Annotated in this window: 23 protein-coding genes and 2 tRNA genes; 9 read left to right on the top strand and 16 right to left on the bottom strand. The window is 59.5% G+C overall.

Annotated elements, in window-relative coordinates; translation table 11 throughout:
* Positions 1-58 precede the first annotated feature (58 nt).
* Positions 59-691: a hypothetical protein gene (locus JNJ66_04630; GenBank protein MBL8159717.1), complete on the top strand. Its 633-nt coding sequence runs from the start codon at positions 59-61 to the stop codon at positions 689-691.
* Positions 691-3,708: a DUF4082 domain-containing protein gene (locus JNJ66_04625; GenBank protein MBL8159716.1), complete on the top strand. Its 3,018-nt coding sequence runs from the start codon at positions 691-693 to the stop codon at positions 3,706-3,708. The genes JNJ66_04630 and JNJ66_04625 overlap by 1 nt, the downstream gene beginning before the upstream one ends.
* Here JNJ66_04625 and JNJ66_04620 read toward each other — a convergent pair.
* A complete protein-coding gene (locus JNJ66_04620; protein MBL8159715.1) occupies positions 3,705-4,541 on the bottom strand; it encodes an SGNH/GDSL hydrolase family protein in 837 nt (278 codons plus the stop codon). The two genes, JNJ66_04625 and JNJ66_04620, sit on opposite strands and share 4 nt — an antisense overlap.
* Positions 4,542-4,679: 138 nt before the next feature.
* On the bottom strand, positions 4,680-5,171 hold the full coding sequence (locus JNJ66_04615) for a hypothetical protein (protein MBL8159714.1): 492 nt from the start codon (positions 5,169-5,171) through the stop codon (positions 4,680-4,682).
* Between the two features lie 192 nt (positions 5,172-5,363).
* On the opposite strand from JNJ66_04615, the gene JNJ66_04610 reads away from it, so the two are divergent.
* On the top strand, positions 5,364-6,227 hold the full coding sequence (locus tag JNJ66_04610) for a hypothetical protein (protein ID MBL8159713.1): 864 nt from the start codon (positions 5,364-5,366) through the stop codon (positions 6,225-6,227).
* Positions 6,228-6,330: 103 nt separating this feature from the next.
* Here JNJ66_04610 and JNJ66_04605 read toward each other — a convergent pair.
* The 5 genes from JNJ66_04605 to JNJ66_04585 form a co-directional block, all read right to left on the bottom strand.
* Positions 6,331-6,407: transfer RNA gene (locus JNJ66_04605), tRNA-Glu, on the bottom strand.
* Positions 6,408-6,490: 83 nt separating this feature from the next.
* Positions 6,491-7,393 (bottom strand): hypothetical protein, encoded by a 903-nt coding sequence (locus tag JNJ66_04600; protein MBL8159712.1) that lies wholly within the window; start codon positions 7,391-7,393, stop codon positions 6,491-6,493.
* A gap of 19 nt (positions 7,394-7,412) precedes the next feature.
* Positions 7,413-8,564 carry a DUF3048 domain-containing protein gene (locus tag JNJ66_04595; protein MBL8159711.1) on the bottom strand — a complete coding sequence of 384 codons (1,152 nt, stop codon included), beginning with the start codon at positions 8,562-8,564 and terminating at the stop codon, positions 7,413-7,415.
* Between the two features lie 73 nt (positions 8,565-8,637).
* The gene (locus JNJ66_04590) at positions 8,638-10,077 is read right to left on the bottom strand and encodes a glutamate--tRNA ligase (GenBank protein ID MBL8159710.1); all 1,440 of its coding nucleotides are present in this window, start codon (positions 10,075-10,077) and stop codon (positions 8,638-8,640) included.
* A 134-nt stretch (positions 10,078-10,211) separates the two neighbouring features.
* A complete protein-coding gene (locus tag JNJ66_04585) occupies positions 10,212-11,402 on the bottom strand; it encodes a hypothetical protein (protein MBL8159709.1) in 1,191 nt (396 codons plus the stop codon).
* Positions 11,403-11,582: 180 nt separating this feature from the next.
* On the opposite strand from JNJ66_04585, the gene JNJ66_04580 reads away from it, so the two are divergent.
* Positions 11,583-13,037: a PEGA domain-containing protein gene (locus JNJ66_04580; GenBank protein MBL8159708.1), complete on the top strand. Its 1,455-nt coding sequence runs from the start codon at positions 11,583-11,585 to the stop codon at positions 13,035-13,037.
* On the opposite strand, the gene JNJ66_04575 is transcribed toward JNJ66_04580, so the two are convergent.
* Positions 13,038-14,240: a sortase gene (locus tag JNJ66_04575; protein ID MBL8159707.1), complete on the bottom strand. Its 1,203-nt coding sequence runs from the start codon at positions 14,238-14,240 to the stop codon at positions 13,038-13,040.
* 117 nt (positions 14,241-14,357) lie between these two features.
* Between JNJ66_04575 and JNJ66_04570 the strand changes: the two genes are divergently transcribed.
* Positions 14,358-14,444 (top strand) — tRNA-Leu (locus JNJ66_04570).
* 80 nt (positions 14,445-14,524) lie between these two features.
* Here JNJ66_04570 and JNJ66_04565 read toward each other — a convergent pair.
* From JNJ66_04565 to xth, 8 genes are all read right to left on the bottom strand, one after another.
* Complete coding sequence (locus tag JNJ66_04565) at positions 14,525-16,045, bottom strand: oxidoreductase (GenBank protein MBL8159706.1); 1,521 nt, start codon at positions 16,043-16,045, stop codon at positions 14,525-14,527.
* Between the two features lie 38 nt (positions 16,046-16,083).
* The gene (locus JNJ66_04560) at positions 16,084-16,974 is read right to left on the bottom strand and encodes an FAD:protein FMN transferase (protein MBL8159705.1); all 891 of its coding nucleotides are present in this window, start codon (positions 16,972-16,974) and stop codon (positions 16,084-16,086) included.
* A 9-nt stretch (positions 16,975-16,983) separates the two neighbouring features.
* The gene (locus tag JNJ66_04555) at positions 16,984-17,502 is read right to left on the bottom strand and encodes an FMN-binding protein (protein ID MBL8159704.1); all 519 of its coding nucleotides are present in this window, start codon (positions 17,500-17,502) and stop codon (positions 16,984-16,986) included.
* 98 nt (positions 17,503-17,600) lie between these two features.
* Positions 17,601-18,389 (bottom strand): hypothetical protein, encoded by a 789-nt coding sequence (locus tag JNJ66_04550; GenBank protein MBL8159703.1) that lies wholly within the window; start codon positions 18,387-18,389, stop codon positions 17,601-17,603.
* Between the two features lie 80 nt (positions 18,390-18,469).
* Positions 18,470-18,718 carry a hypothetical protein gene (locus JNJ66_04545; GenBank protein ID MBL8159702.1) on the bottom strand — a complete coding sequence of 83 codons (249 nt, stop codon included), beginning with the start codon at positions 18,716-18,718 and terminating at the stop codon, positions 18,470-18,472.
* Between the two features lie 72 nt (positions 18,719-18,790).
* Complete coding sequence (locus JNJ66_04540) at positions 18,791-18,982, bottom strand: hypothetical protein (GenBank protein ID MBL8159701.1); 192 nt, start codon at positions 18,980-18,982, stop codon at positions 18,791-18,793.
* Between the two features lie 63 nt (positions 18,983-19,045).
* The gene (locus JNJ66_04535) at positions 19,046-19,243 is read right to left on the bottom strand and encodes a hypothetical protein (GenBank protein ID MBL8159700.1); all 198 of its coding nucleotides are present in this window, start codon (positions 19,241-19,243) and stop codon (positions 19,046-19,048) included.
* A 131-nt stretch (positions 19,244-19,374) separates the two neighbouring features.
* Positions 19,375-20,193 carry an exodeoxyribonuclease III gene (xth, locus tag JNJ66_04530; GenBank protein MBL8159699.1) on the bottom strand — a complete coding sequence of 273 codons (819 nt, stop codon included), beginning with the start codon at positions 20,191-20,193 and terminating at the stop codon, positions 19,375-19,377.
* A 72-nt stretch (positions 20,194-20,265) separates the two neighbouring features.
* On the opposite strand from xth, the gene JNJ66_04525 reads away from it, so the two are divergent.
* The 4 genes from JNJ66_04525 to JNJ66_04510 all read left to right on the top strand — a co-directional run bounded on the left by JNJ66_04525 (position 20,266) and on the right by JNJ66_04510 (position 23,077).
* Positions 20,266-21,054, top strand: a complete 789-nt coding sequence (locus JNJ66_04525) for a prepilin-type N-terminal cleavage/methylation domain-containing protein (GenBank protein ID MBL8159698.1) — start codon at positions 20,266-20,268, stop codon at positions 21,052-21,054.
* Between the two features lie 34 nt (positions 21,055-21,088).
* Positions 21,089-21,718: a prepilin-type N-terminal cleavage/methylation domain-containing protein gene (locus tag JNJ66_04520; protein MBL8159697.1), complete on the top strand. Its 630-nt coding sequence runs from the start codon at positions 21,089-21,091 to the stop codon at positions 21,716-21,718.
* 60 nt (positions 21,719-21,778) lie between these two features.
* The gene (locus JNJ66_04515; protein MBL8159696.1) at positions 21,779-22,504 is read left to right on the top strand and encodes a UMP kinase; all 726 of its coding nucleotides are present in this window, start codon (positions 21,779-21,781) and stop codon (positions 22,502-22,504) included.
* Between the two features lie 123 nt (positions 22,505-22,627).
* Entirely contained in the window at positions 22,628-23,077 is a 450-nt protein-coding gene (locus tag JNJ66_04510) for a hypothetical protein (protein MBL8159695.1), read from the top strand.
* Positions 23,078-23,111 lie beyond the last annotated feature (34 nt).

Here is a 23,111-nt window from a genome sequence, read left to right as displayed (position 1 = left end):
GTGAACCGCTTGTGGTAAAATTTAATTCAACGTTAATTAACATCGAATACAGAAACGAATGGCACGCTTACCGATTCCTGGCTCAGACGAAAATACTTGGGGTGACATTCTTAATGAATATCTTTCACAGACCTTGGGAAGCGACGGTACCCTTAAGGAAAACTCGGTCGGTGTCGAACAGCTCAAGCCCAATTCCGTCGGTGCCGACCAGCTGATAGAGAACTCCGTGACGGCGGCCGTTATCGCCGACGGCTCAATTACCGAGGCGCAGCTCCATGCCGACGTGCAAACTAAGCTGAATGCCGTCGACCCCACCCTGGACGGCCGCTTACAGACGGTCGAGGAGGCTACCGCCCGCCTGTTGGCTGCACCTCTTGGGCTGACCGACCAGGCGACTATTGCGACCAACGCTGCGCTCTCCACGCATTTCCGAGTGACCGTGGCAGCCGATCGTACGTTGGGCGTGCCGGCTAATCCCGCCGACGGCATGAATGCCCTTTGGGAACTGACAGCCAGTGGTGATAATCGTGTCGTCATGTTGACAGTCGGCGTGGCGGGTGGTTTTGAGCTGACTGGTGCTGTACCGTCGGTTGAGATTGCCATCCCCGATAGCAAGACGGCCGTGTTATTTGCGCGCTACAATGCAGGGCGGCAGCGCTGGACGACACTGGCCCTGACGGTCACCGCGTAATGGAAGAATACCGCGCCTTTCCCGCCACCAATGGCCCCGACTCCTCCGTGAATGATGGCGAAGTTAATATAGCCATGGATTTCCGCGTCAGGAACGCCAGCCTGTTGACGCAGGCGTGGTTTTACCGTGGCACCACATCAGTCAACCCGGACAACGTCCGGGTGTATCGTATTACTAACGTAGGCGCCACCGCTGGTGAAGTTGTTGTAGAAAGTACACCAACATTCAGCGGCACCGGCTGGCAGGCGACAACGTTCGCTGAGCCAGTCGAAGTAGTACCTGGCAATGAGTACCGGGTGGTGTTCCATATGCCGGCTGGCAGCCATATCACGGCTGCGACGGCAAGTTATTTCAACGGGTCGTTCGGCGGCATCGTTAATGGCGCGCTGGTAGTGCCATCAGTTACAATGGGGCCATATCAGAAAGTTGCTCAAGGTGTCAGTAATTTTAAGACCGGTGCGCTCGGTTTCCCTTCCACCACCTTTAATGGCAATAACTACTGGTTGGACATAACCGTCACGGGCATACCGGACGAATATCGCATCTGGCCTTTGACGAACGGCGGCTCTTCCGGCGACGACACGGCCATCGTCAATCTGGGAACGGAATTTTACGTGACGCAGACCTGCTGGGTAAAACGTGTGTACTATTATCACGACTCCGGCTCGGGTATCGCTCCGCCGACGGCGGCGCTCTGGGAAGTTAACTCGGCGACGGCTGGCACCTTGGTGGGCGGTGCCAACCTCGGCACATTTGAGACCGCTTTGATTGCCGGCTGGCAAACCCTGACCCTTCCGGAGCCCGTGCAGATAGTGGCCAACCAGCGCTACCGCATTGCCGCCCTATTCCCCAGTAAGTACCCGGCGACCGCGCATTACTGGTCGACCGGCGCAGGCAACGGCGGGCATATCAATGGCCCATTGGTTGCTCCCAATGCCACCGAGGCCACTGGCGGCGGCCAGGGCAGCTTTCTCTACCAAGACAGCATCGGATATCCTGAAAATCAGTTTAACCAGACGAACTACTGGGTTGACGTCGCCATCAGTGACACATCCTTGGCCCCGCTGGAACCGACGGTCAATGCCGGCAATGGCCGTCCCGTGCTGAATGGTGGCAGCGTGGTGCTTGACGCCCAGGTGGATCCGCCCGAGGGCGAGACGATTACGGCTTATTCCTGGACCGTCGAGACCGGTGGTGGCAGTCTGGCGGATGCCACGACCGCAGCCCCGACATATACCGCCCCGGACAACGGCGAGGGCGTCGCCATCATACGCTGCACGGCAACAGCTTCCAACGGCGCGGACGGCAGTGATGTCATCCGCGTGGCATACGCCTCCAACATCATCGTGGCCGAAAATAAGCTGCCTGGCACTTCCCGTAGTATATGGGATTTGGCGCACTCCAACTTTGGCGGCATGGAGGAAGTCCAGGGGTTCTGTGATGGGTTCAGCGTCAACAAGGACGAGGTAGTCAGCTTTAAGATAGCCCAGTCCGATACTGGCGACTGGGCGGCGGATGTCTATCGTTTGGGCTACTATGGTGAGAATGAGGGTGCACGCCTGATTGAAAGCCTGACGCCGACTGCTCAGCAGCTGAGCGACTCCAGGAACCAGCCCGTCCCGCTGAATGTCGATCCCGGCAGGACAAAGCCGTCGCTCGACTGCGGCAACTGGACCGAAACGCTCCACTGGACACCGCCGGCCTGGGCGGTATCCGGCGTGTATATCCTGCGCATCAGACGCGTTGGCGGCGGTGTCGGCCATATCATTTTCGTCCTGCGTGATGATGAGCGCGAAGCCGATATCATGATGATGCCGGCTGATTCGACCTGGCAGGCCTACAATGCATTTGGCGGCCTTGGCGCTGACTTGCTGACGGGCAATAGTCTGTATTATGGCGTGGATGTCAATCAGTACGAGCTTAACTGCGCCCGGTTTATCAGCTATAACCGGCCAATCGTCAACCGTATCGCCGCGAACGTCGGCCAGGCCTACGGTGCTGTGGAATACTCGAACTTCTTTACCAGCGAGTACAACATGGTGCGCTTTTTGGAACGTAACGGCTATGACGTGAAGTACTACGGCTGTATCGATGCGGCAGGCGACCCCGAAGGTGATTTGTTAAGGCCGGTCAAGGTCGCAATGATGGTCGGCCATAGTGAGTACTGGTCTGACCATATGCGTGCTGGCTGGGAGGCCGCCAAGCAGCGCGGCACCTCCGTCTTCAGCTGCTCCGGCAATGAAGTCTACTGGCGCCTGGTTGGCAGCGACCTGGATGCTTCCGGTCGTCCGCGCACGTGGGAGTGCCAGAAGACGACCATCAATGGCCGTGGTGCTGAACGCCCCGAATGGACGGGCGCCTGGCGAGACCCGGACGGCTTTGGCGAGGGCGGCGGACGCCCCGAGAACTTGCTGACGGGTACGATATTCGTCGTCAACGGCCCTGATTTCCGCGAGCTGAAGGTGCCATTTGAAGGCGGTTACTCCAAGCAGCCGCTCTGGAGGCTTACTGCCGTCGCTGATATTACCCAGGGTGAATGGATCAGTCCTCCACAGATCCTTGGTTTTGAATGGGATACATTCGGGCCTGATGGAGTGACGACCGGTGCGGCCGAGTTCCTGGCCGAGCCGCATGCCCAGGCACGCTTCTGTTCTCGCGTTACATACAACATCAATGCCGGCATGCTGCTGACTGACGCAGGCGATGTCTACGACGCCGCCGGTGCCGCAGAGCACCGCCTGGTGGTGCAGCCGTCGGGCACGAACGGTGGCATCACCTTCGGCACCGGCACGGTCAACTGGTCGTTCGGGCTTGAGTCTGCCAATACGTACCAAATCGGCGGCAATAATACCTCTACGCCGCTACGTCAGGCCACCGTCAACATACTGCGTGATATGGGCGTAGTGCCGGCAAGCCTTATGGCCGGACTGGTCGTGCCCGACCCGGTTGAATGGTTTTCGCCTTCGGATGCTGCCAGTACCGGATTCTTCGGTGTCCTGGACAACCAGCCGTCTTAGCGCCGGATGCGCAGGAAGGCGTCGGCTATGGCCTGCTGGCCGGTCGCTGTCGGATGAAATGGCTGCGCATCGCGCGACCCTTGGACCCATGGGTCACCGGAGCATAGTTCGTGACCGCGGAAATTAATTGGCACGTAGGTGGCGTAGCTGCGACCACTGACTGATCTGCTGATAGTGCTGTTAAGGCGGCTCGTCTGCGACCTGAGCCAGCTCATTTCGGTGCTGGTGATGCCTTCGCTTTCGCCGCAGCTGGTGCTGGAAAATGGAAAGTAGTAGCCGCTTATCAATACGCGCGGCGGCGCGCCGTTGCTCAATGTTTCGATCCGGTTGAACATCTTGTGTAGTTCCAGTCTGAGGTCGAGGGCGTATGCCCGGGTGAGGCCGCGGTCCAGTGCCGAGCCGCAACGCCAGGTGTAGCAATCACGGATGTAGCCGGCCCAGCGCATATCGTTCGCGCCGATAGTGATGGTCATTAATGCCGGTGTGCCAAACGCGAAGGCCTGATCAATCTGCGGCGTTATATCATAGCCGTTCCGCTCCTGTTCGCCATACATGCCTTCATCGACTTTGGCGCCGGAACAGGCCAGGTTGATGACGTTGGTGTTGAGCGCTGCAGCGATGCGGCGGGGGTAGGCATCGAGCGTGCGGTCGCATAGTGCGTCCTCCTGGCCGGATAGCCCGATGCCGGCAGCGACTGAGTCACCGAGTGCCACGTACGGACCGTTTGGTGCGGGGAGCGCCGCGGCGGACGGGGCGGGCGCCAGGCCGATGACTGCGATAACCGCTGCGGCCGAGAGGGCCGGGCGCCAAAAAGCGGTGATGACTCGATGCATGATGACCTCCTGTGGGTGTCTATGTATTAGCGACTGAGGGCGCGGCGCTGGATGCCGTCGTGTACTACTATTATACCATATTCAGGCCGATAATCTGCAATTGAAAGACCCGGAGAGCTGCTGCTCCCCGGGCCGTGCCTACCTCGGCAGGCGGTTCATGCTGAGGATGAATTCGTTGATGCCGCCGAACTTCTTCCCCGCTGAGCGCCTGATGCTGGCGTAGCGTTCGTACAGCCCGATGATGTCGCGCTGCGCCAGTTCCGCCTCATCGACGGCGGCGGCGTACTCCTGGGCACGCTCCACCTGGGCGTCGGCCCGTGCCTGAATGACGCGCCGCTGGGCGGTGATGTGATCCTGCTTCAGTTCAGCGGCGATCTGTTCGCGCTGCACGGCGAGGGCGGCCTTCTCGCCTAGCTCAGCGTTCTTGAGGCGCGTAGCTTGGTCGACCGTGCCCTCGGCGATCCGCACGGCCACCTCACGCTCACGCAGGTTCAGCGCCTGTTCGGCCACGGACTCTTCGCCCGGGCGAAGGGACTGTAAGCGGATGTGCAGAACGCGGTAGATGAGCACCAGCGCTGCAAGGCCCAGTGTCAGGACGACGGCCGGCCAGATCAGTTCCTGCGGTGACATACCCCACCTTTCCAGGGTTGTAGCATATGGATGACGAACATACTATACCGTATATTTGCCAATAGTCAAAGTGCGCCTTGTCGCACCTGTTTTGACATACTCCGCAAAGATTCTATAATACTTGACGACGTGCGTTAGATTGCATGCGTCAACCACTGCCGGCAGACTGCTGCAACTGGAAGGGGTACGGGTATGAGTCATATCTTGCGCCGCAACGGGGTTCGCTTTGGCGGCCATTTCCTAGGTGCGCCCGATGTGAGCATGGTGCCGATCCGCCTGGCCGAGCGGAGCTTGTCGCGGCCCATCGAGATCGTCCACTGGTTCCAGGCTTGGAACGATGGTGATCGTCAGTGCTTTTCGCCCGTCTGGTTCGAGCGTATCGGCTGGCGCTTGCCACTGGTGACCTGGGAGCCTTGGGCGCCGGGCTGCGGTGTGGAGCAACCTGCGTACCGACTGTCGGACATCGCTGGTGGCCGGTATCACGGCTACGTCAGCCGCTGGGCGGCTGCCGCCGCAGCCTACGGGCGTGAGTTGTACCTGCGCCCGATGCACGAGTTCAACGGCAATTGGTACCCATGGTGCGGTGGCGTCAACGGCAATACGCCGGACGACTTCATCCGCGCCTGGCACTACCTGCGCCGGGTCTTCGCCGAAGCCGGTGCCGAGAATGTGCGCTGGGTCTGGGCGGCCAACGCCGACGACGTGCCGTACGACAACTACCTCGAGTCGTACTACCCCGGTGACGCAGCGGTGGACATCCTCGCCCTGGACGGCTACAGCGCCGCCGAGGTTGAAGGCATGTCCTGGCGCAGCTTCCACCACCTGTTCCGGCAGCCCTACGAGCGTCTCTGCCGGCTGGGCGGCCAGCCGGTCTGGATCACCGAGACGGCGTGCGGTCTGGACGGCGGCAGCAAGCTCAACTGGGTGGCAGGCATGCTCGGAGCGCTTCCGGAGATGCCGCGCATCGAGGCCATCTGCTGGTTCGACCTGAAGAAGGAGACGGACTGGCGGCTGACGGAGGATGCGGAGGCGGCGAGGATGCTGCGGTACGGCTGAGGGGTGGCCCTCCACTTGCCTGATGGCGGGTGGAGGGTTTTTACTTGGTGACCTGTACGAGGCTAACCACGAAAAGCGCCCACCTTGCGGTGAGCGATTTTCGTGGTGACCCCTGCGGGGTTCGAACCCGCGATCTTCAGGATGAGAACCTGATGTCCTGGACCACTAGACGAAGGGGCCGTATGTAAAGCCAAGCCGGCTTGGCCGGTCATTGCATAACAGCGTGAATTATATCATGCCATGCCAGATGGCTGCAAGCGCCACTAAGCTGCCTGGTCGAACGCCTGCCCGATAGGCGTTTCTTCGGGCGGTGGCGCCGTGGCCGCATCGCCCGGGGTGAATGGTATGTCGGGTCCGGCCCACCAGGTTCTGCCGCCGTGCGTGAACAATTCGACACCTGCTTCCCACTGCACGGCCGGCTCCTCCGTCCGGGCATTGAATGCTGCGACCCAGGCGGCTATTTGTTCGGGAGACATGGTTTCTTTCGGTTCGACGGGCGTACTGGTCCATCGTATCGACTTGATGCTGTCCATGGGCGGCAAGTGATGCTCCTCTCCATCGGCCAGCTGTGATGCGTAAGTGCGTAGCGCACGATGTCTTCCTTCGCCACGGAGTGCCGACCGTATAGCCGCTTCATGCTGTGGTGCTGCGGCGATCAGCGTCTCAACTTGATCCAGTGTGAGGTCGCGGACGTAACCGCCCTTGTCATCAAATGTCTCGTAGCTGAAGGCCAGAAATTCGCCCAGGCCGAAGGTTTGAATCACGTAGTTGCTGAGTGCGATGATATCCATGGCAGTGGTCTCGGGCGTGGTCGCGTACCGCTTATATAACAAATACTCGGCCGATTCGATGTCGTAGACTACGCGCTCGGTGTGATGCCTGCCTTTATCGGGATGATGACGCGAAAGCAGCTCCAGTATCTCCTGCTCGACCGTAGCGTCGACGAGGCTTATCAGTTCGATAATCTGCCATTGAGCCAGGTGTTGCAGCATGTATAGCCGGCCGTCTTCATCAAGCCGCTGGTATAGCTCATAAGCTACCTCTCCGCAATCAAGCTCGATGTACAGGCGGTCAAAAAGTTCCTCTTCGGTGAGGTCGGCAAGTTCATTGCTGGCGGTATAGCGCTCGCGAAGCCTATCTTCGCCGGGCGCCATCTCAATAGACATGATTACTAATACTGTATCACTATTGCCACGAAACTGTACGCTCAGTAGTAATCGCGGTCAGCCAGGTCTGGCCGGCATTGAGCTTGACGGGCTGCTTATTGCCGTCGATGAACCGAAGCGGCGCCTTAACGTCGGCCTTCTGCCACTCGCCTTCCGTCACTGTGCCGTCCTGGAAGATATACGCGGCACCGCTGCCGGATGTCTCCATCTGTTCGCGATAGCCGTCTTCGAACCCGGCCGTCATCGGTATTTTCATGACGATGACGACATTAGGGGAGATCTGTCCCGACTCGCGGTCGATGTGTGCCTCGCCGCCCTGTTGCCGGTCGTAGCTGTTTGTCTCCTTCTTGTAAGTATAGGTAGGGTTATAGAGCGGCCCGCTGATAGTGACGTTGATGCTGCTCGCATTCGGTTCGGCGGCGGGCGCGTCAGCTTTGCGCGGCCAGCCTTCAAAGATGCTTTCGGTGTAGCTTTTGCTTTGGTTCAAGGCATCGAGACGGTCGAACGTGGTATAGACGTTGTGCGGAGCGTAGCGGTCGGTGCTGCGATAATACGCGTCGGCGTTGAAAAACTGGTCGATATCGCGGTAGCCCTCGCCGCGCACCATTTCCAGCGCCCGGGCGCTGCCGCCGACATGGGCAATAGCCGGGTTGTACGGTGTTATCCATTCGACGAAGTACGGACGGAGACTGCGGACCGGGCCTATCAGGCCGGGCCGGGCCGCTTGGTACAGCGCCGCAAAACGGGTGATGCCGCCTTCGGCGATGGCTTCGTAGACCACCCCGGCTTCCTTCAAGCCTGATTGCGGACGGGCATCCGGGCTGTTCTCGACCATGATGGCGGTGACGGTCCGTTTAGTCATGGCCTCATCAGGCATTTCCCTGCCCGTCAGCGGTGAGTAGTATTTTTTGGGCGGTGCCTTCGCCTCCGGCTTTTTGACGGTCATGTCGACTGGCTTGTAGGAAGCAAAGACGACTGCCCAATACGTCACGGCTCCTGCAGCGATCAGGAGGGTGGATACGACAATAAGCACCCTCACCCGCTTGCGCTTATGCCACGGCTCACGACCCTCCGATTGTGGCGAGGGCTCTGGCGGCGATGGTTGCTGCGGCTCTGGTGCTGCTGCAGGCGGCAACGGTGAGACTGGTGGTAGTGTTTGTGTTGGCTCCATTTGCTACTTATTATAGCAAAGCGTTTGTGTCTATTGCTTTTTCACGTGAAATATTGTTAAGAATCATATGCGCTTACTGCAAGGTGCTACGCAGACGCGACAGACTGGCATCCTTGCCAAGCACATGCAACGTCTCAAACAGTCCCGGCGCGACATTGCTGCCGGTGACGGCCACACGCACCAGGCTGAAGAGCACTCCTGGCTTGGCGCCTAGCTGTTCTACCAGCGCGCGCAGCTGCTTTTCAAGATCGTCCTCGCTGAAGTCGCTGTTTTCGAGCGCACTGATGACGGCGGCAAGAGCGTCGTGCCGTTCGGTGCCTGTCAGCTTGCGCAGCTGCTTGTTGGCGGCTACTTGCTCTGTGACTGCTTCACTGCTGGGTGCGACAAAGAAGAACCGTGTCAGTTCCGGCAGCTCGGCAAAGAACTTCAGCCGCTCGTGCACGAGACGCAGCACGGCTTTTTTGTGTGCGTCGTCGGCATCCGCTGCTTCTGCCGGCCAAAAGTCTGCAACCTTTTCATATAGTTCATCCAGCGACAGCCGGCGGATGTGTACACCGTTCAGGTACGTCAGACGCTGTTCGTCAAAGATACCGCCGCTCTTCTGAATACGGCTGCTGCTGAATTTTTCAATCAGTTCCTGGACGGTGTACACCTCTTGCTCGGTGCCATCGTTCCAGCCAATAGTAGCCAGGAAATTCAGCACGGCGCTCGGCAGGTATCCCAGGTCGCGGTAGGCCAGGATGGGCTTGGCGCCATAGCGCTTGCTGAGCTTGCGCTTGCCACTTTCATCCAGGACGGGAGGTACAGTCAGGTTTACAGGTGGCGTCAGCCCGAGTGCTTCGTGGGCGGCCAGGAACTTGGGAATGCTCGAAAGGAATTCCTGGCTGCGGGTGACGTGCGTGATCTTCATCAGGTGGTCATCGATGATGTGGCAGAAGTTGTATGTCGGGAAGCCGTCACTTTTGATGATGATGAAATCGTCAACCATCTCCGGCCCCATGGTGATGTCTCCCATGACGGCATCATGCCAGCTATATGACTTCGGCTCCAGCCTGATGCGAAGCGGCTGGCTGCCGTCCCAGGCGGGTGGCTGATCAGGGCGATGGTCGCGGTACAAAAACGGCCGTTTTTCAGCCTGTGCCTGCTCGCGAAGGGCCTGCAATTCTTCCGGACTGTAGGGATCGGCGTAGGCCTTCCCCGCTTCGTACAGTTTCTGTGCCCACTCCTTGTAGATATCGAGACGCTGGGACTGGGTATAGGGAGCGTAGGGGCCGCCAGTATCAGGGCCCTCATCCCAATCAAGGCCGAGCCAGCGCAGGCTGTCCATGATGTTTTGGATGGCGCCTGGCACTTCACGTTTCTGATCGGTATCCTCGATGCGCAATAGGAACTGGCCGCCAGCCTGGCGGGCTAGCAGCCAGGCAAAGACAGTGGTACGGATGGTGCCGCCATGCAGGGCGCCGGTCGGGCTGGGAGCAAAGCGGGTGCGGACGGTTGGGGTGTTCTCATTCATTGTTTGCTAGTATAAGTCACTCGCCGGCAAACTCCAATTTGTCATTAAGCCTTAATGAAGAACCCGGAATATTGATACATTTTTGGCAAGTAAAGAAATCGTTAATACATGCGCTGTATGATGAGGCTGGCGTCTTACAGAGTGCTGGAAGCAATCTTCTGGATCTGCTCGCTTGAAAGCGGCGCGTTGCCATCGATTGTGTACAGCACGCCACCGTTCACCCAAGTCGCCTTGTTGTCGTAGAGGTAGATGGTCAGGCCGCGCTCCTGCAGCGTAGCGTATTCACGGCTCTGTTTGACGACGAAGTTGTCGAGTACCGCCTGGCTGTCCCAGCTTGAGGCTTTTTGTACCAGGCTGTAGGCGTACTGGTTGGTATTCGACTTAAAGCGGACCTTCACCTCTCCGGGGCTGTAGGCAACGGGGCCGTTAAAGCTGTAGCCGGAGGGCTGGTAAGAGGGATAAGTGGCGGCGAATCCTGCCTGGGCGGCGGCGACCTTGATGGAGAGACTGGGAAGGTTCAGGTATGTCAGATACCCGCCGAGCAGGACGATGGCGCTGACGCCGGCGACGATCGAGGCCAGACGAGGATGGCGGCGCTGCTTCTTGTGGGCGACGGGCTGTTGTTCGACGTCGACGTGGCGCAGCTGCTCCTTGATAAGGGCTTCCTTCAGCTCACTGCCCTGTAGCGGCGCAGGCCGGGTCGGCTGCGCGGCGGCGACGGCCGGATGCGCGGCTTTGTGCTGGCCAGTAGGCTGGCCCTGAGGGGCGTGCTGGTGCGCGGCCGGCGTGGCTACGCTTTGCCTGGAGACTGGTGCCTGCTGTGGTGCCGCAACGGCTGCACGGACGGGGTGAGGCTGCTGAGTTTGGATTGCGTGCGGTTGGCGTGGTTGTGAAGGGCGAATCGCCTCGGTCTGCCGTACTGCGGGCGCGGGCGAAACAGGTTGGGCTGCCTGGCGAAGATTGACAATCTCGGTTTCACGCGGCCGGACGTGCAGACTGGAAGGTTGTGGCTGTGAAAAGCGGCGGATCTGCGAAGAGCGTTTGACTGGCTGCTTGGGTAGCGCGGAGGCATGTGGTGCTTTGAGGACGGAGCGCATCAGGGTTTTTGACTTCTGTGGGCGGCCATGAACCGCCGTGGCGGCGGTACGGACGGTGCGCTGCATGCCATCGGTCGAACGGACCGGCGCGGGTGCGGGCACGGGGGCTTGGGCGGGAGTCGGCACCGGAGCCGATGAAGGTTGGGCGTATGCCGATTTCGGTAAAGGCATGCCGGTAAGGGCATCATATGGCTGACCGTTGATTGTAATGATGTTTGAACCCCGCATAGTGTTCTTTGTATACCCCTGACTTAGCAATCTCACCAGATGAACATGAAATTGATGGCGGTTATGTTTTTATCCAGTACTTCATATGATAGAAGTTAACTTTCTAATATGCAAGTGCTTCGGAATGTATCAACCTGCAGCACTTTATATAAGTGACCTGTTATACTATACCGCAGCATTATGTATAACCAAGATCCTGCCATCCGCCGCCGGCGCGACCGTCTCCGCTTCTTCGGCTATGGCGCCATGACAATCGCTACTATTCTGCTGGCCGTGCTCAGCATCTATTTCGTATTAGGATACCGGGTGAATAAGTCACTTCAGGTTGAGCAAGGCGGCCTGATGAAGTTCGACTCACGTCCGCGCGGCGCCACAGTGACGCTGAACGGTGTCCAGGCGCGCCAGACCCGCTACCAGGTCAATGCCGAGACCGGTGAGCACACTATCCGCTATGAACGCGAGGGATACCATCCATGGCAGAAAACCGTCAGTCTGCACGCTGGCGAAGTGCTATGGCTTGAATACGCCCGTTTGATTCCGACCCTGGTCACCACGCAGCCGGTCGCCGACCTGGCTGCTGTTCATCAGGCGTCCACCGCGCCCGATCGCGAGTGGATGTTGCTTCATGCTACGCCGGAAACGCCGGTATTCAGCCTGGTTGACGCCCGCAATGAGGGTAAGCCGGTCATCACGGAGCTGGCATTGCCGGCTGCCGCCTTCACCGTTCCGGCCGAAGGTAAGCCCTCCCTCTTTGACATCCAGATGTGGAGCCGGGATAGTGACTTCGTCCTGATAAGACACAGCTTCAATGACGCTGACGTCGAATATATCCGCCTCCCGGTCGGAGACCCGGCCCGCGCCGAGAACGTATCCCGTCTGTTCGGCCTGCCGCTGGCGTCGCTACGCTTTGCCGAAGGCAGCAACGCCGTATTCTTTGCCCAGGGTACCGATGCCAGCCTGCTGCGCCTCGATCGTGGCGACCCCGCGAAGCCGGTTACCATTGCCAAATCGGTGGTGGCGTTTGACGAATTGAACGAGGGTTCGGTGGCGTACGCCGTACGCCCTGACCCGGCCGTCGCGGAGCGGCAATTGTTTATCTGGCAGCGCAATGGTGAGAAGCGGACGCGCATCAAGACCATCAACGAAGACGTGCCAATGCAGCTGCAGTTCAATCAGTACTACAGCCATACATATCTGACCGAAGTCTATGGCAGTCACTTGGAGGTGACGGAGGACCCCCTGCTTGCACCACGCAAGACAATCATCAGCCAGTCCTTGAGCTTTACGCCAGCTGCGCTGCAGGCCTCACCGGGCAACCGGTTCATCATGAGCCAGACCGGCGAGAGCATCGCCGTCTTCGACATTGAACTGTCTCAGCTCTACACCTTCACCTCTCCCGCAGAGGCCCGTCTGCCGCTGCAATGGGCTGATGACCATCACATCGCCATGACGGGCAATGGCTCGTTGCGCCTGGTGGAATTTGACGGTACTAACAGCCAGCACATCACGGCCTTCGCCGGCATCGGTGATGTCCTGGTTGGCACCGAAGGCCGCTCATTGCTGAGCATTGGCAAGCAGGATAACGGCAGTCTGCGCCTGCAAAGTTCGACCCTGCTGACGCCGGCAGACCAATAACTATAGCCCGAACACTCGCTGGAACAGGCTGGGCTCATTGCCCGGAATGTCTGATTGCCTGCCATTCTTGCCGGCATCCTTATTGTCTGTAGCCGCGCTGGGGTCGGGGCTGATCTGGTCGGCAAATACGAGCAACCGCTGTTTTGAGGTGCCGATCGGCACACAGGTCACCAGGGTGGCAACCGGCTTGTCATTCGGCAGGACCAACTTTGACACTTCGGTGGGCAGGATGACTTCGGTCCGGCTGATGCGGTAGATGAACCGTTTTTTCTCGTGATGGATATAGAACAGATCGCCGGGCTTGAGCCGCTCCAGCAGGACGAAAGCAAACTTGAAGTTGCCGGGCACGAGCACATCATTGCTGGAGTGACCCAGGATGACGTTGTTGCCTTTCTGTCCTGGCATGCTGTTGGCGCCGGGAATCGGATAGTGGACGACGCCGTTTTCCAGCAGTTTCTGAGTGGAATCGTTATCGAGTGAGGTCAGGCCGTAGACGATCGGCACATCGACGTTGATCTTGGGAATGATCAGTCGCGGCTCCGAGCCGACTTCGGTGTTGGCGTTGGGGTCGACGATGACGTTGTCGCTGACCGTACTGCTAGGGCTGATGTACGAGTTGACCTCGGCGGCCAGCACCTTGTTGTACTGCAAAAAGAAGAACAGGCCGCCGACTATCAGTGCCGTCAGTACCGGGATGAAGTGCGAGCTGGCCCGGACCCGGCGGGCGTGCGACTTGACCTTGCGGGTCAGCTCCTGGCGCAAGGCGTCGGCGGCTGCCTGGCGCTGATTGGTCTGACTGGTGCTCTCGCCCGTCAAGGCAGTCGGCGCCTGGGGGTTCAGCAGTTGTTGCTTCTGCAGCTCGGCGTTGTAGTACTGGGCATAGTACTGCTGGTAATACTGTTGCCAGGCGGCGTGATACTGGTTCCAGTCGTAGCTGCCGGCTTCGCTATGCTCGCGGTTATAGACTGAATCATCGGCCAGCTGTCCGGCCGCCTGTTGTGTGGCGGTTTGATTGGCGACCTCGGCATGTGGCGGATTGACGGCGTAGATATTGTCGAGCTGAGCGCGGGCCAGGCCGGCGGTCGGTGCGTCACCTGCTGCAGGCTGACTGGCCGCCGGGTACGGCTGCGACGACGAAATACCCGCTTGCTGCGGGAGTGGATAGACGGAAGCGTCGTCGGTAGGAGGTGAATTGCTGCGCATGGATAATTACTACTCTTTATTGTACAATGATTACGCCGTCGACTGAAGTCTAAAGCTTATGCTTTAGCCGCCTGGGCCAATGCTTACGCGTGACTGCAGCTCCGACACCCGGCATCTGGGCAGATGGCGGAACTGGTAGACGCGCTGGACTCAAAATCCTGTTCCAGTAATGGAGTGAGGGTTCGATTCCCTCTCTGCCCACCAAAGAAATGGCCCCGCCAAAGTGCGGGGTCATTTCTTTGGTCGATTGGAGAAGTAATATCGATTCCCAGCCCAGACAAAGATCAATACCCAGAAAAGTAATCCGTTCGGATGTACCCTCTCCTCACACCCATCCCCCTCAACATTTTCTTATACGCCCTCACCATCCCCCCAGGCCCCGAAACAAAGAATGTATGCAACCCCACATCCTTCACATACTCTTCCAGCATCGCTTCATCAAACCTCCCCCTTAAGCCATCCCACCCATGCGCCTCCGCATCCGTCGTCAGCACAAAGTAAATCTTCATGCCCACCTCCCGCGCCTCCTCAAACACCTCCCGGTACATCACATCCTCCGCCTTTGCCACCAGATAGAACAACGTCACATCCCGGCGCTCACCGGTGTCGACCAGGTACTTGATCATGCTCCGAAAGGGCGTGATACCGATGCCGCCGGCAATGAACACCAGCTTCTCATTCCGATCATCTGGCAGCACAAAGTCGCCACCCAGATTACTGGCCCGTACATATTGCCCTTCCTTCAGTCCCGTCAGTGCCTTCTTAAACGAGCTTGATGCCTCCGCCGTCTTTAATCCCAGGTGGATCTCCGGCTCGGTCGGCGACGAAGCGATGGTGAAATACCGCCGCACGCCCCGGGCATCGCTGCCCTTGTGCGGCACGGTCCATTCCAGGTACTGGCCCGGTTTGTAGTGAAGTGGCCGTTCGGGCGTGAACAGAAACTGATAACAATCATGGCCGCACTGACGGATAGACTTCAGCTTCAGGCGGTAACTGCCCTTGGCGTTGACTGCAAAGGCGAACAGGTTCGCCAGTACCAGTGCGACTTCTGGTGTCGAATACACAGGGCCAAGTTGCCAGCGCGATGCAATCAAGCCGCCCGCCAGCGCGCCATACAGCAGCAGATACCGCCGACGGCTGGGCGACGTGAACGGCTCAGTCAGCATGATGGCACCAAAGAACACCAATGGCCACGAGGTGATGGCTTCAAGCAACACCCCGCCGACCGGGCGGCCATCCTGCACGGCAAAGTAGGCCAATACTGCCAGTGCCGTGGCCACGAACGCACCTAACAACTGGAACCGCTGCATCCGCCGCAATACCACCAAACTGAACAATGCTACCGCGGGCAGCATGACCAGACTGCCGACCCACCAGCTCGCCTGACCGATGCCCAGCAGACCCGGGACGACAATGGCAATCGCCGCCGGATTGAAGATGTGCCGCCCGCGCCAAGCCAGCAGGTATTTTGATGCCTGCGCCAGGACGGCGATCATTACCAGTATCAAACCTTCCTCCAGGCTGGCGGCAGGTGCGACGATCAAGGTCAGGATGAGCGCGGTGATAAGCGCCGATTCTGTATTCTGCGGCGCGTTGAAAATATAGCCGAACGTCTTGTTCGTCAGGGCGGAAACACCGACGAACACTGCCGAGCTAACCAGCAGCTCAAGCGCAGAAAACGGCAACCACCCAAGAAGGCTGAACGCAAGCGCGATTACCAGCAGCCCGTTCAGGCCGATCAGCAGCAGCCGGTACATGGTGGTACGGCCCAGGTTGAGGTCAAAACGGTTCCAAAGATCAAGCATATTCCCTACTTTCGTTATTGGCCGCACCACCGGCTTCATTACTCACTGAATAAGGTGCCCGGAAAATCAGCGGATACCTCGGCTGTCATGTCGGCATTGACGATGACGTACTCAAAGGTGAACTCTTGCGCCAGCGTCTCGACCGGCATAAAGAACAGTGCCGTCGCCAGGCCGTCGGCCAACAGACCGTTGGCGGCACCTACCCAAGTGGCAAGGATATGGCGCGGGCTTTGCAGGCTGCGCGGATTCAGGATGTGCGTGTATTCACCCCAAGCCCGTCGATTACCGGCAGAGCCACATAGGCTGCCGTGGCTCAGGGTCGCGGTGCCGATAACCTGCTCAGGGTCACCCGGATGTTCCAACCCGATAGTCAGTGTGGTATCCGGCGGACAGGCGGCCACCAGGTCGCCGCTGGCATTAATGCAGAAGTGACGAATTCCTTCGTCTTTGAGTACATCGGCAGCCAAGTCGGCGGCATAGCCCTTGCCCGCAGCGCCGAAGTCGAGCAGTACCGGCTCGTTGACGGCCAACAGCGGGTGGTCGTAGCGCATTACCGCATCCCAATCCGGGGGATGGTGGATGTCGCCCGGGCGCAGCGTATAAGCGGCATCATAACCGGCCTGCTCCAACGCCCGCCCGATGAGCGGCGTCACCAGTCCGTCGCTCAATTCATAGAGCCGCCGGTAGAGCTGCATCAACGGCTGGGCGGCATTGTCCAGCCGATACTCACCCGCTCTCCGTGCGATGCCGCTGACCAGTGAATCGTCCCGGAAGCGCGAGTATTGTTGCTCGTATAGCTCCAGTCGGGCCTGCATCTTGCCGCGCAGTTTTTCGGCGGCTATCGGATCGAGTTCATCGTATATATCGATGTGCCATGGCGCACCGAGCGCTTCAAAGCTGATTGACTGCTGGACAGACGGCTCGCTCATGCCCGTGCCTTATGCTTTTGCCTCTGTCTTAATCTTTTGGAGTGCATCCTGGAAGCCCCTGCTGGTCAGCGACGACCCCGATACCGTCGTCAGTTTGATTTCGTTGACATTCTTACCCACGACCAGCTCGGTGTAGTTGCGGATGAACTTGGTCTGGTAGCGGCGTGAGGTGGGGTTGTCCGAGGCCGACTCCGCCTTGGTGTTGACGACCTTGCCGCTGCCGTCGATGGTCAGGGTGATGTTGATCCGGGTCTCGCCTCCGGGCGAAGTGTAGACGCCTTGCGCCCGATAAGTGCCTCCCTTGTATGGACCGTTCGGTACGGCTGCGGCTTCGCCGGTCGGCTCGGCCGTCTTGGTCACGCCTGGCGTGCTGGAGGTCGTCTGCTGTGTCTCTGTGCTGCTCTGCTGGGCGGGCTTATTACTGTTGGCCAGGACACCAGCGATGACAAGCGCAATGATAACGATGATCGCAGCGCTTAACGTCACCTGCCGGCTTCGGTTCTTGTACTGTTGTTGGTTGCTTTCCATTGATCCCTCCGTTTACCAGGCCGTGGCAGCCTGTATCGCTATAAATTATATAGTCTTGCCTTAAAAATAGCTCAAATAGTTAATGAAAAGGTCATGAATCAGGCCGTCGCGGCATGGACGGCAGCCTCAAACCACTTGCCAGGATGCTGCATCAGGGCCACGGCCAGGGCGGAAGCGGTACTGCCCCGCCAGATACGCATCGGCATGTCATAGCCCAGGCTGGCCACCTTGCCGTCCAGCGCAATCACCAGCTGTTCACTGTGGTACGTCACCAGCATTGCCGGATAGCTCAGGCTGGCCTTGTGGAGTACCTCGACCAGCTGGCTCAGGTGCATCGAAAAGACGATGCTGCGTGGAAAATACACTGATTGCAACAGCTTTTGCAGCTGCGCGAACGAGACGACCAGCGCGGTCTTTTCGCGGTCGAGCAGTACCTGCGGGTTGGCCCGCAGCAGATCGATGGCGTCACGCGTGATGACGGCCGGTGTGTCGCTGCCGCTCAGCAGATGCTCAAGGCAGATGGCGGTCTCAGAGTTGCGGCCGGCATCTCCCGGGAGTAACAACATGTCAGCCCAGCCGGCGGCGGCGCGCATGTCCTGCTCGGCCTGGGCGGCAAAGGCACCAATTTTATTGCTTGGCGTAAAGATGCCGCTGCTAATCACCCGCCCGAGCATCGGCTGGAGCGCGTCGGGCAGCACGGCCCGTACTTCGCCCGCTCCGGCCTCAAGCGACTCCTGGTAGCTGGTGGCAACGGCCGCGAATCCCAGCTTGGTGCCGCCGATGGTGGCCAGCCTTCCCCGCTGATCCCGGCGTTCAGGTTTCTCCCACTCCAAATGGGCGAAGGCGCGTTCGCCTGGTTTGGGCCGGAGCCAATAGTCATAATCCATACGCCTCATTTTACCATTCATAAAATGGAAAGCGGGGCGCCACCTGCGGATGATCCGCTGATGGCGCCCCGCGTAGGGGCCTACTCCTCGTCGGCGAGGGTCACGTGCTGGCCGATCTCGTCCACCTCGGTGTCCGGGTCCTCGTCGGCGTCGGCGGCCTTGTCGGTCACCGGTTCACTGCCGGACGGGGCCTGCTCCGGCCGCTCCCACATCTTGGTGGGTACGGCCACGATGACCGGCGCGCCGGCCGGGCGGATGCCGCGGAACACGGTCACGCCGCCGCCCAGGCCCAGGATGGTCTCGGGCAGTGCGTAGTCGGTGGTGGACATGGTCACTCCTTGCCTTCGTTGCGGTCGCTGTGCCGGGCGGCGCAGCGGATGGAGCTGGTCGGCGAGGATCGCCTACTTGCCGCCGTCCGCGGACGGCTTGGTCGTGCGGGCCTGCCTGTGCTGGCCACCCGTGTCGCCACGGAACTGAGACTTGGACTGCCAGTCCAGGCCGCACAGCGCGAACAGATCACCCACACAGCCGGAGGGTGCCGGACGGCGCGCGGTACGCTGGGCCGGGGTGGTGCGGGACGGGTCGTTGCTCATATCGCTCCTTGCGTATGAAGTCTCGCGTGGTGCCTGGTGGCGCCACGGGCCATGCGCAGTACGTCAGTCCGAATGCTCGTCGTCCTCGCCGCTGGTGGCGGCGGGCAGGGCGGGCTCCAGGAACGCCACGTGCACGAGGGCCGGCCGTTCACTGGTGTGGACGGTCTCCGGCTCGCCCACGACGGGCGGCAGGAACTGCGCGTACGGGCTGGGTAGCGTGTGGTTACGGGTGCTACCCAGTGCCTTGGTGTGCGACGACATATCATTCCTCTGCTCGGCACGCTCCCGGATGGAACGTGCAACCAGTGCAAGGCCGGATGTAGAGAGGCCTATGCTTCTATTATACTACAAAAATATATAAAAGTCAATAAAAAGCGCAAGCCCGACGTATGCTATATGTCCATCTCAATGCTTACCGGACAGTGGTCACTTCCCAGTACATCCACATGGATGCTGGCTGCTCTCACCTTGTCCCTCAACGCGGCCGAAACTAACACATAATCAATCCGCCACCCCACATTCCTGGCCCGCGCATTCGCCCAGTGCGTCCACCAAGTGTAATGGCCATTCCCCTGCGTGAACAGGCGGAACGTATCGACGAAGCCGGCCTGCAGGAACTTCTCAAAGCCTTCCCGTTCTTCGTTGGTAAAGCCATGTTTGCCGATGTTGGGCTTGGGGTTGGCCAGGTCATCCTCGGTGTGCGCTACGTTCAGGTCGCCGCAGAAGATGACCGGCTTGGCGCCGTACCCTTCATGCGTCCCCTGTTCCAGCGCCTTGCAGTGCGCCAGGAACGCCGGATCCCACTGCTTGTGGCGCAGCTCCAGCCGGCTCAGGTCGCCCTTGCTGTTGGGGGTGTACACTGCCACCACATAAAACTGCTCGAATTCAGCAGTGATGACGCGCCCTTCCTTGGCCGGGTCGCCATACGTATCGCCGGCCAGGCCGCTCTGTTCGGCGATGCCGGGCAGGAAGCCGCTCAGCACGTTCAACGGCCTGGTCCGGCTGAAGATAGCGGTGCCGGAGTAGCCCTTCTTCTCGGCTGAATTCCAGAATTCATGGTAGTCGGGCAGGTCGATCTCGGCCTGCCCCTGCTCGGCCTTGGTCTCCATCAGACAGAGGATATCGGGCTGGTGCTGCTGTATGAACGGCACGAAGAGGTTCTTTTTGACGACGGCGCGGATGCCGTTGACGTTCCAGGAATAGAGTTTCATGGCTCCAAGTATACCAATAAAATACGGCCTGGCTGCGCCATGCTTGGTGCTTATGGTAAAATAACAGCAATTATGCGGACTTCTACGGCAACACGCGCATCGGGCTTTACTATCGTCGAACTGCTAATTGTCATCGTAGTGCTGGGCATCCTGGCCCTTATCGCCTACGGCGCTTTTTTTGAAGCGCCAAAGCGGGCGCGCGATGCCTCTGTGCGGACTGACTTGAAAAGCGCAGTCAGTGCCATCGAGTCCATCCGGGCCGAAAACGGCAGCTACCCGTCCGTCAGGCCGGCCAATCTGCCCGCCAGTCCTGGCAGTACGTATCAGTACTATTACAGCCCGGCCAACGACACGTACTGCATTAACGGCACTAACAGTGACAGCCAGTTCTATTCATCAAATGCCAACCGCAGTGCTCAGCCGGGCCGCTGCCCCTGTACCGTAAATAACGGGCTGCGGGCGGAGTACTTCACCAACATCTCGTTCACCGGTTCGCCGGCCTTTACGGATACTGCCTCGACCATCAACTACTTCTGGTCCGGTGCACCGTATGCCGGCATGCCGAACGATAACTATGGTGTCCGCTGGAGCGGCTGCGTCGTTGCGCCCGAGACCGGAACGTATACTTTCATCGGTAGCGGCGACGATGGCATCCGCCTGACGGTCAATGGCGTCCAACTGTTCGACCGGCCATTCTGGGATCCAGGCAGCCAATCCGCCACCATCAGCCTGACGGCCGGCCAGGTATACGACCTCACCTATCAGATGTTCGATACTGGCGGCAATGCTGGCGCCAATCTGAGCTGGCAGTTGCCCAGCGGTCCGTCGGCGACCATCCCGGTTTCGGCGCTGCGCTATTGATATCGTCTCTTGTCGCTTATGCTAAGATAAAGCTATGATTTTCAAGCGGCGCAGTGTTCCGGGCGGCTTTACCATCGTTGAACTGTTAATTGTTATCGTCATCATCGCCATCCTGGCACTAATCGCCATCAGCAGCTTCGGCCAGGTCCAGCGGCAGACCCGCAATACCGCCCGCATCGACTATGCCAAAGCGATGGAGAAGATGCTGTACAGCGCCAAGGCCCAGAACAGCACGGTGCCGACGTTCTGGTCCGGCCCCGGCGAGGCTACCTGCCTGGGCGAGGGCTTGCCGGATGTCAACTCGGACGGCAACGGTGACTGCTACTACAACGGCACCTCGGCGTACTTCAGCGTCAACCCTGCTGTCATGAACTGGCTGAAGGGCGCAGGATCGATATCGGGCGAATATCCCACGCTGCCCGTCAGCGGCAACAATCCATACCGGGCAGCCATCCTGGCTTACTTCCCTTCGACCGTCGACGGCATCAGCACACAGTTCCAACTGCGCTATTACCTGGAGGGTGCCAACCAGAACTGCGTCCTTAAGGCTGCGGCAGTCGTCTCCAGCGGCGTTTATACACTCACTAACCCTGCCAACAATAGCGGCAGCGATGCGACGACGACGGCATGTGTTATTCCGCTGATCAGGATGGAGCGGCTCTAGGCAGGCCATGCTGACGCCGCTGTTCAGCCTCTGGCGCAGCTGCTACAATAAGGTTTTAGTATGACCACATCCCCAACACTCCGATATAAGCGACTATTCCTTAAACTCTCCGGCGAACAACTGGCTGGCAAATACGAAAGCGGCGTCGATCCCGAAGTCATCGCCTGGATCGCCAAAGAACTGAAGCTGGCGCGCGAGACCGGTGTCGAGATCGTCGTCATGGTTGGCGGCGGCAACTTCGTGCGCGGCGCGCAGGTGGCCGGGCACGGGCTGTCCCGCGTCAATGCCGACTTCATGGGCATGCTCGGTACTGTGATGAACGGCCTGGCTGTCACTGACATTTTCAATGCCTGCGGCGTACCGACCCGCCTGCTCAGCAACGTCAAGATGGATCAGATCGCCGACCAGTTCACGACCCGCCGCGCCAACAGTCATCTGTCCAAGGGGCGTATCGTCGTCATCGGCGGCGGCACCGGCCGGCCGTACCTCACTACCGACACGGCGGCCGTCAACCTGGCCCTCGAACTCGATTGCGATGTCGTCTGCAAAGTCACTAAGGTGGATGGCGTCTACGACCGCGACCCGGCCAAGCACGACGACGCCGTCAAGTACGATCACCTCAGTTTCCAGGAAGCCGTCAGCAATCCCGCCATCGCCGTCATGGACAAGGCTGCCATGGGGCTGGCCATGGAGCATGACAAAGCCATCATCATCTTCGACCTGCACCGGGCAGACAACATCCGCCGCGTCGCCATCGGTGACAGCGTCGGCACGGTCATCAGCTAGACGCGTCGCGGGCGTCCCGCGGCAGTATGGCTTAACTATGCTCTCTTTTTGCTAATATTGACACTTTGTGCTATAATAAGCATTAGCAGTGCCCTTTTATAACTGGACCGTCCGGAGGACAGCGTGACAGTCGCTCGCCCCCTGCATGAACGTCGGCCCTACCCTACGACGCCTCGTCCACAGTCCCGCCTGGTGCGGTGGCTGTGGTGGTTGGCAATCGGCACCGTCGCCGTATTGCTTGTAATTTTCGGCTTGCGCCATATCCCGACTCAGGACCAGCTCCTGACGGGGCGCGGCATCGAGTGGACGGCTGACAGCGGTGGCTTCCCCGTTACCGGCATGACGTACTACGGCAGCTACGACGACCCGTTCGACGTGCAGCTGCCGGTCGGGCTGCCGGGTTTCCCGGAGTGCGATGGAACGCTGCGGTCCCACTCCCAGCTGGGGGTGGTACTGGACATCAGCCGTGACGGCGTGCCTGTCGTGACGCTCACCAGCCCTTGGGTCAGTGAGTTGGACGAATGGCCCATCGTGGTCAGGTCGTGCCGGCCGGGTGCCGCGGCATCCGGCTAGTTGGTACTGCGATCCCGGCGTGCGCTTCACCGCG

The sequence above is a fragment of the Candidatus Saccharibacteria bacterium genome (assembly GCA_016789455.1).
In the GTDB taxonomy this organism is placed as follows: domain Bacteria; phylum Patescibacteriota; class Saccharimonadia; order Saccharimonadales; family Saccharimonadaceae; genus CAIJKY01.
The sequence above is the reverse complement of the archived record's forward strand: the minus strand, read 5'-3'. Positions and strand labels throughout refer to the sequence as shown.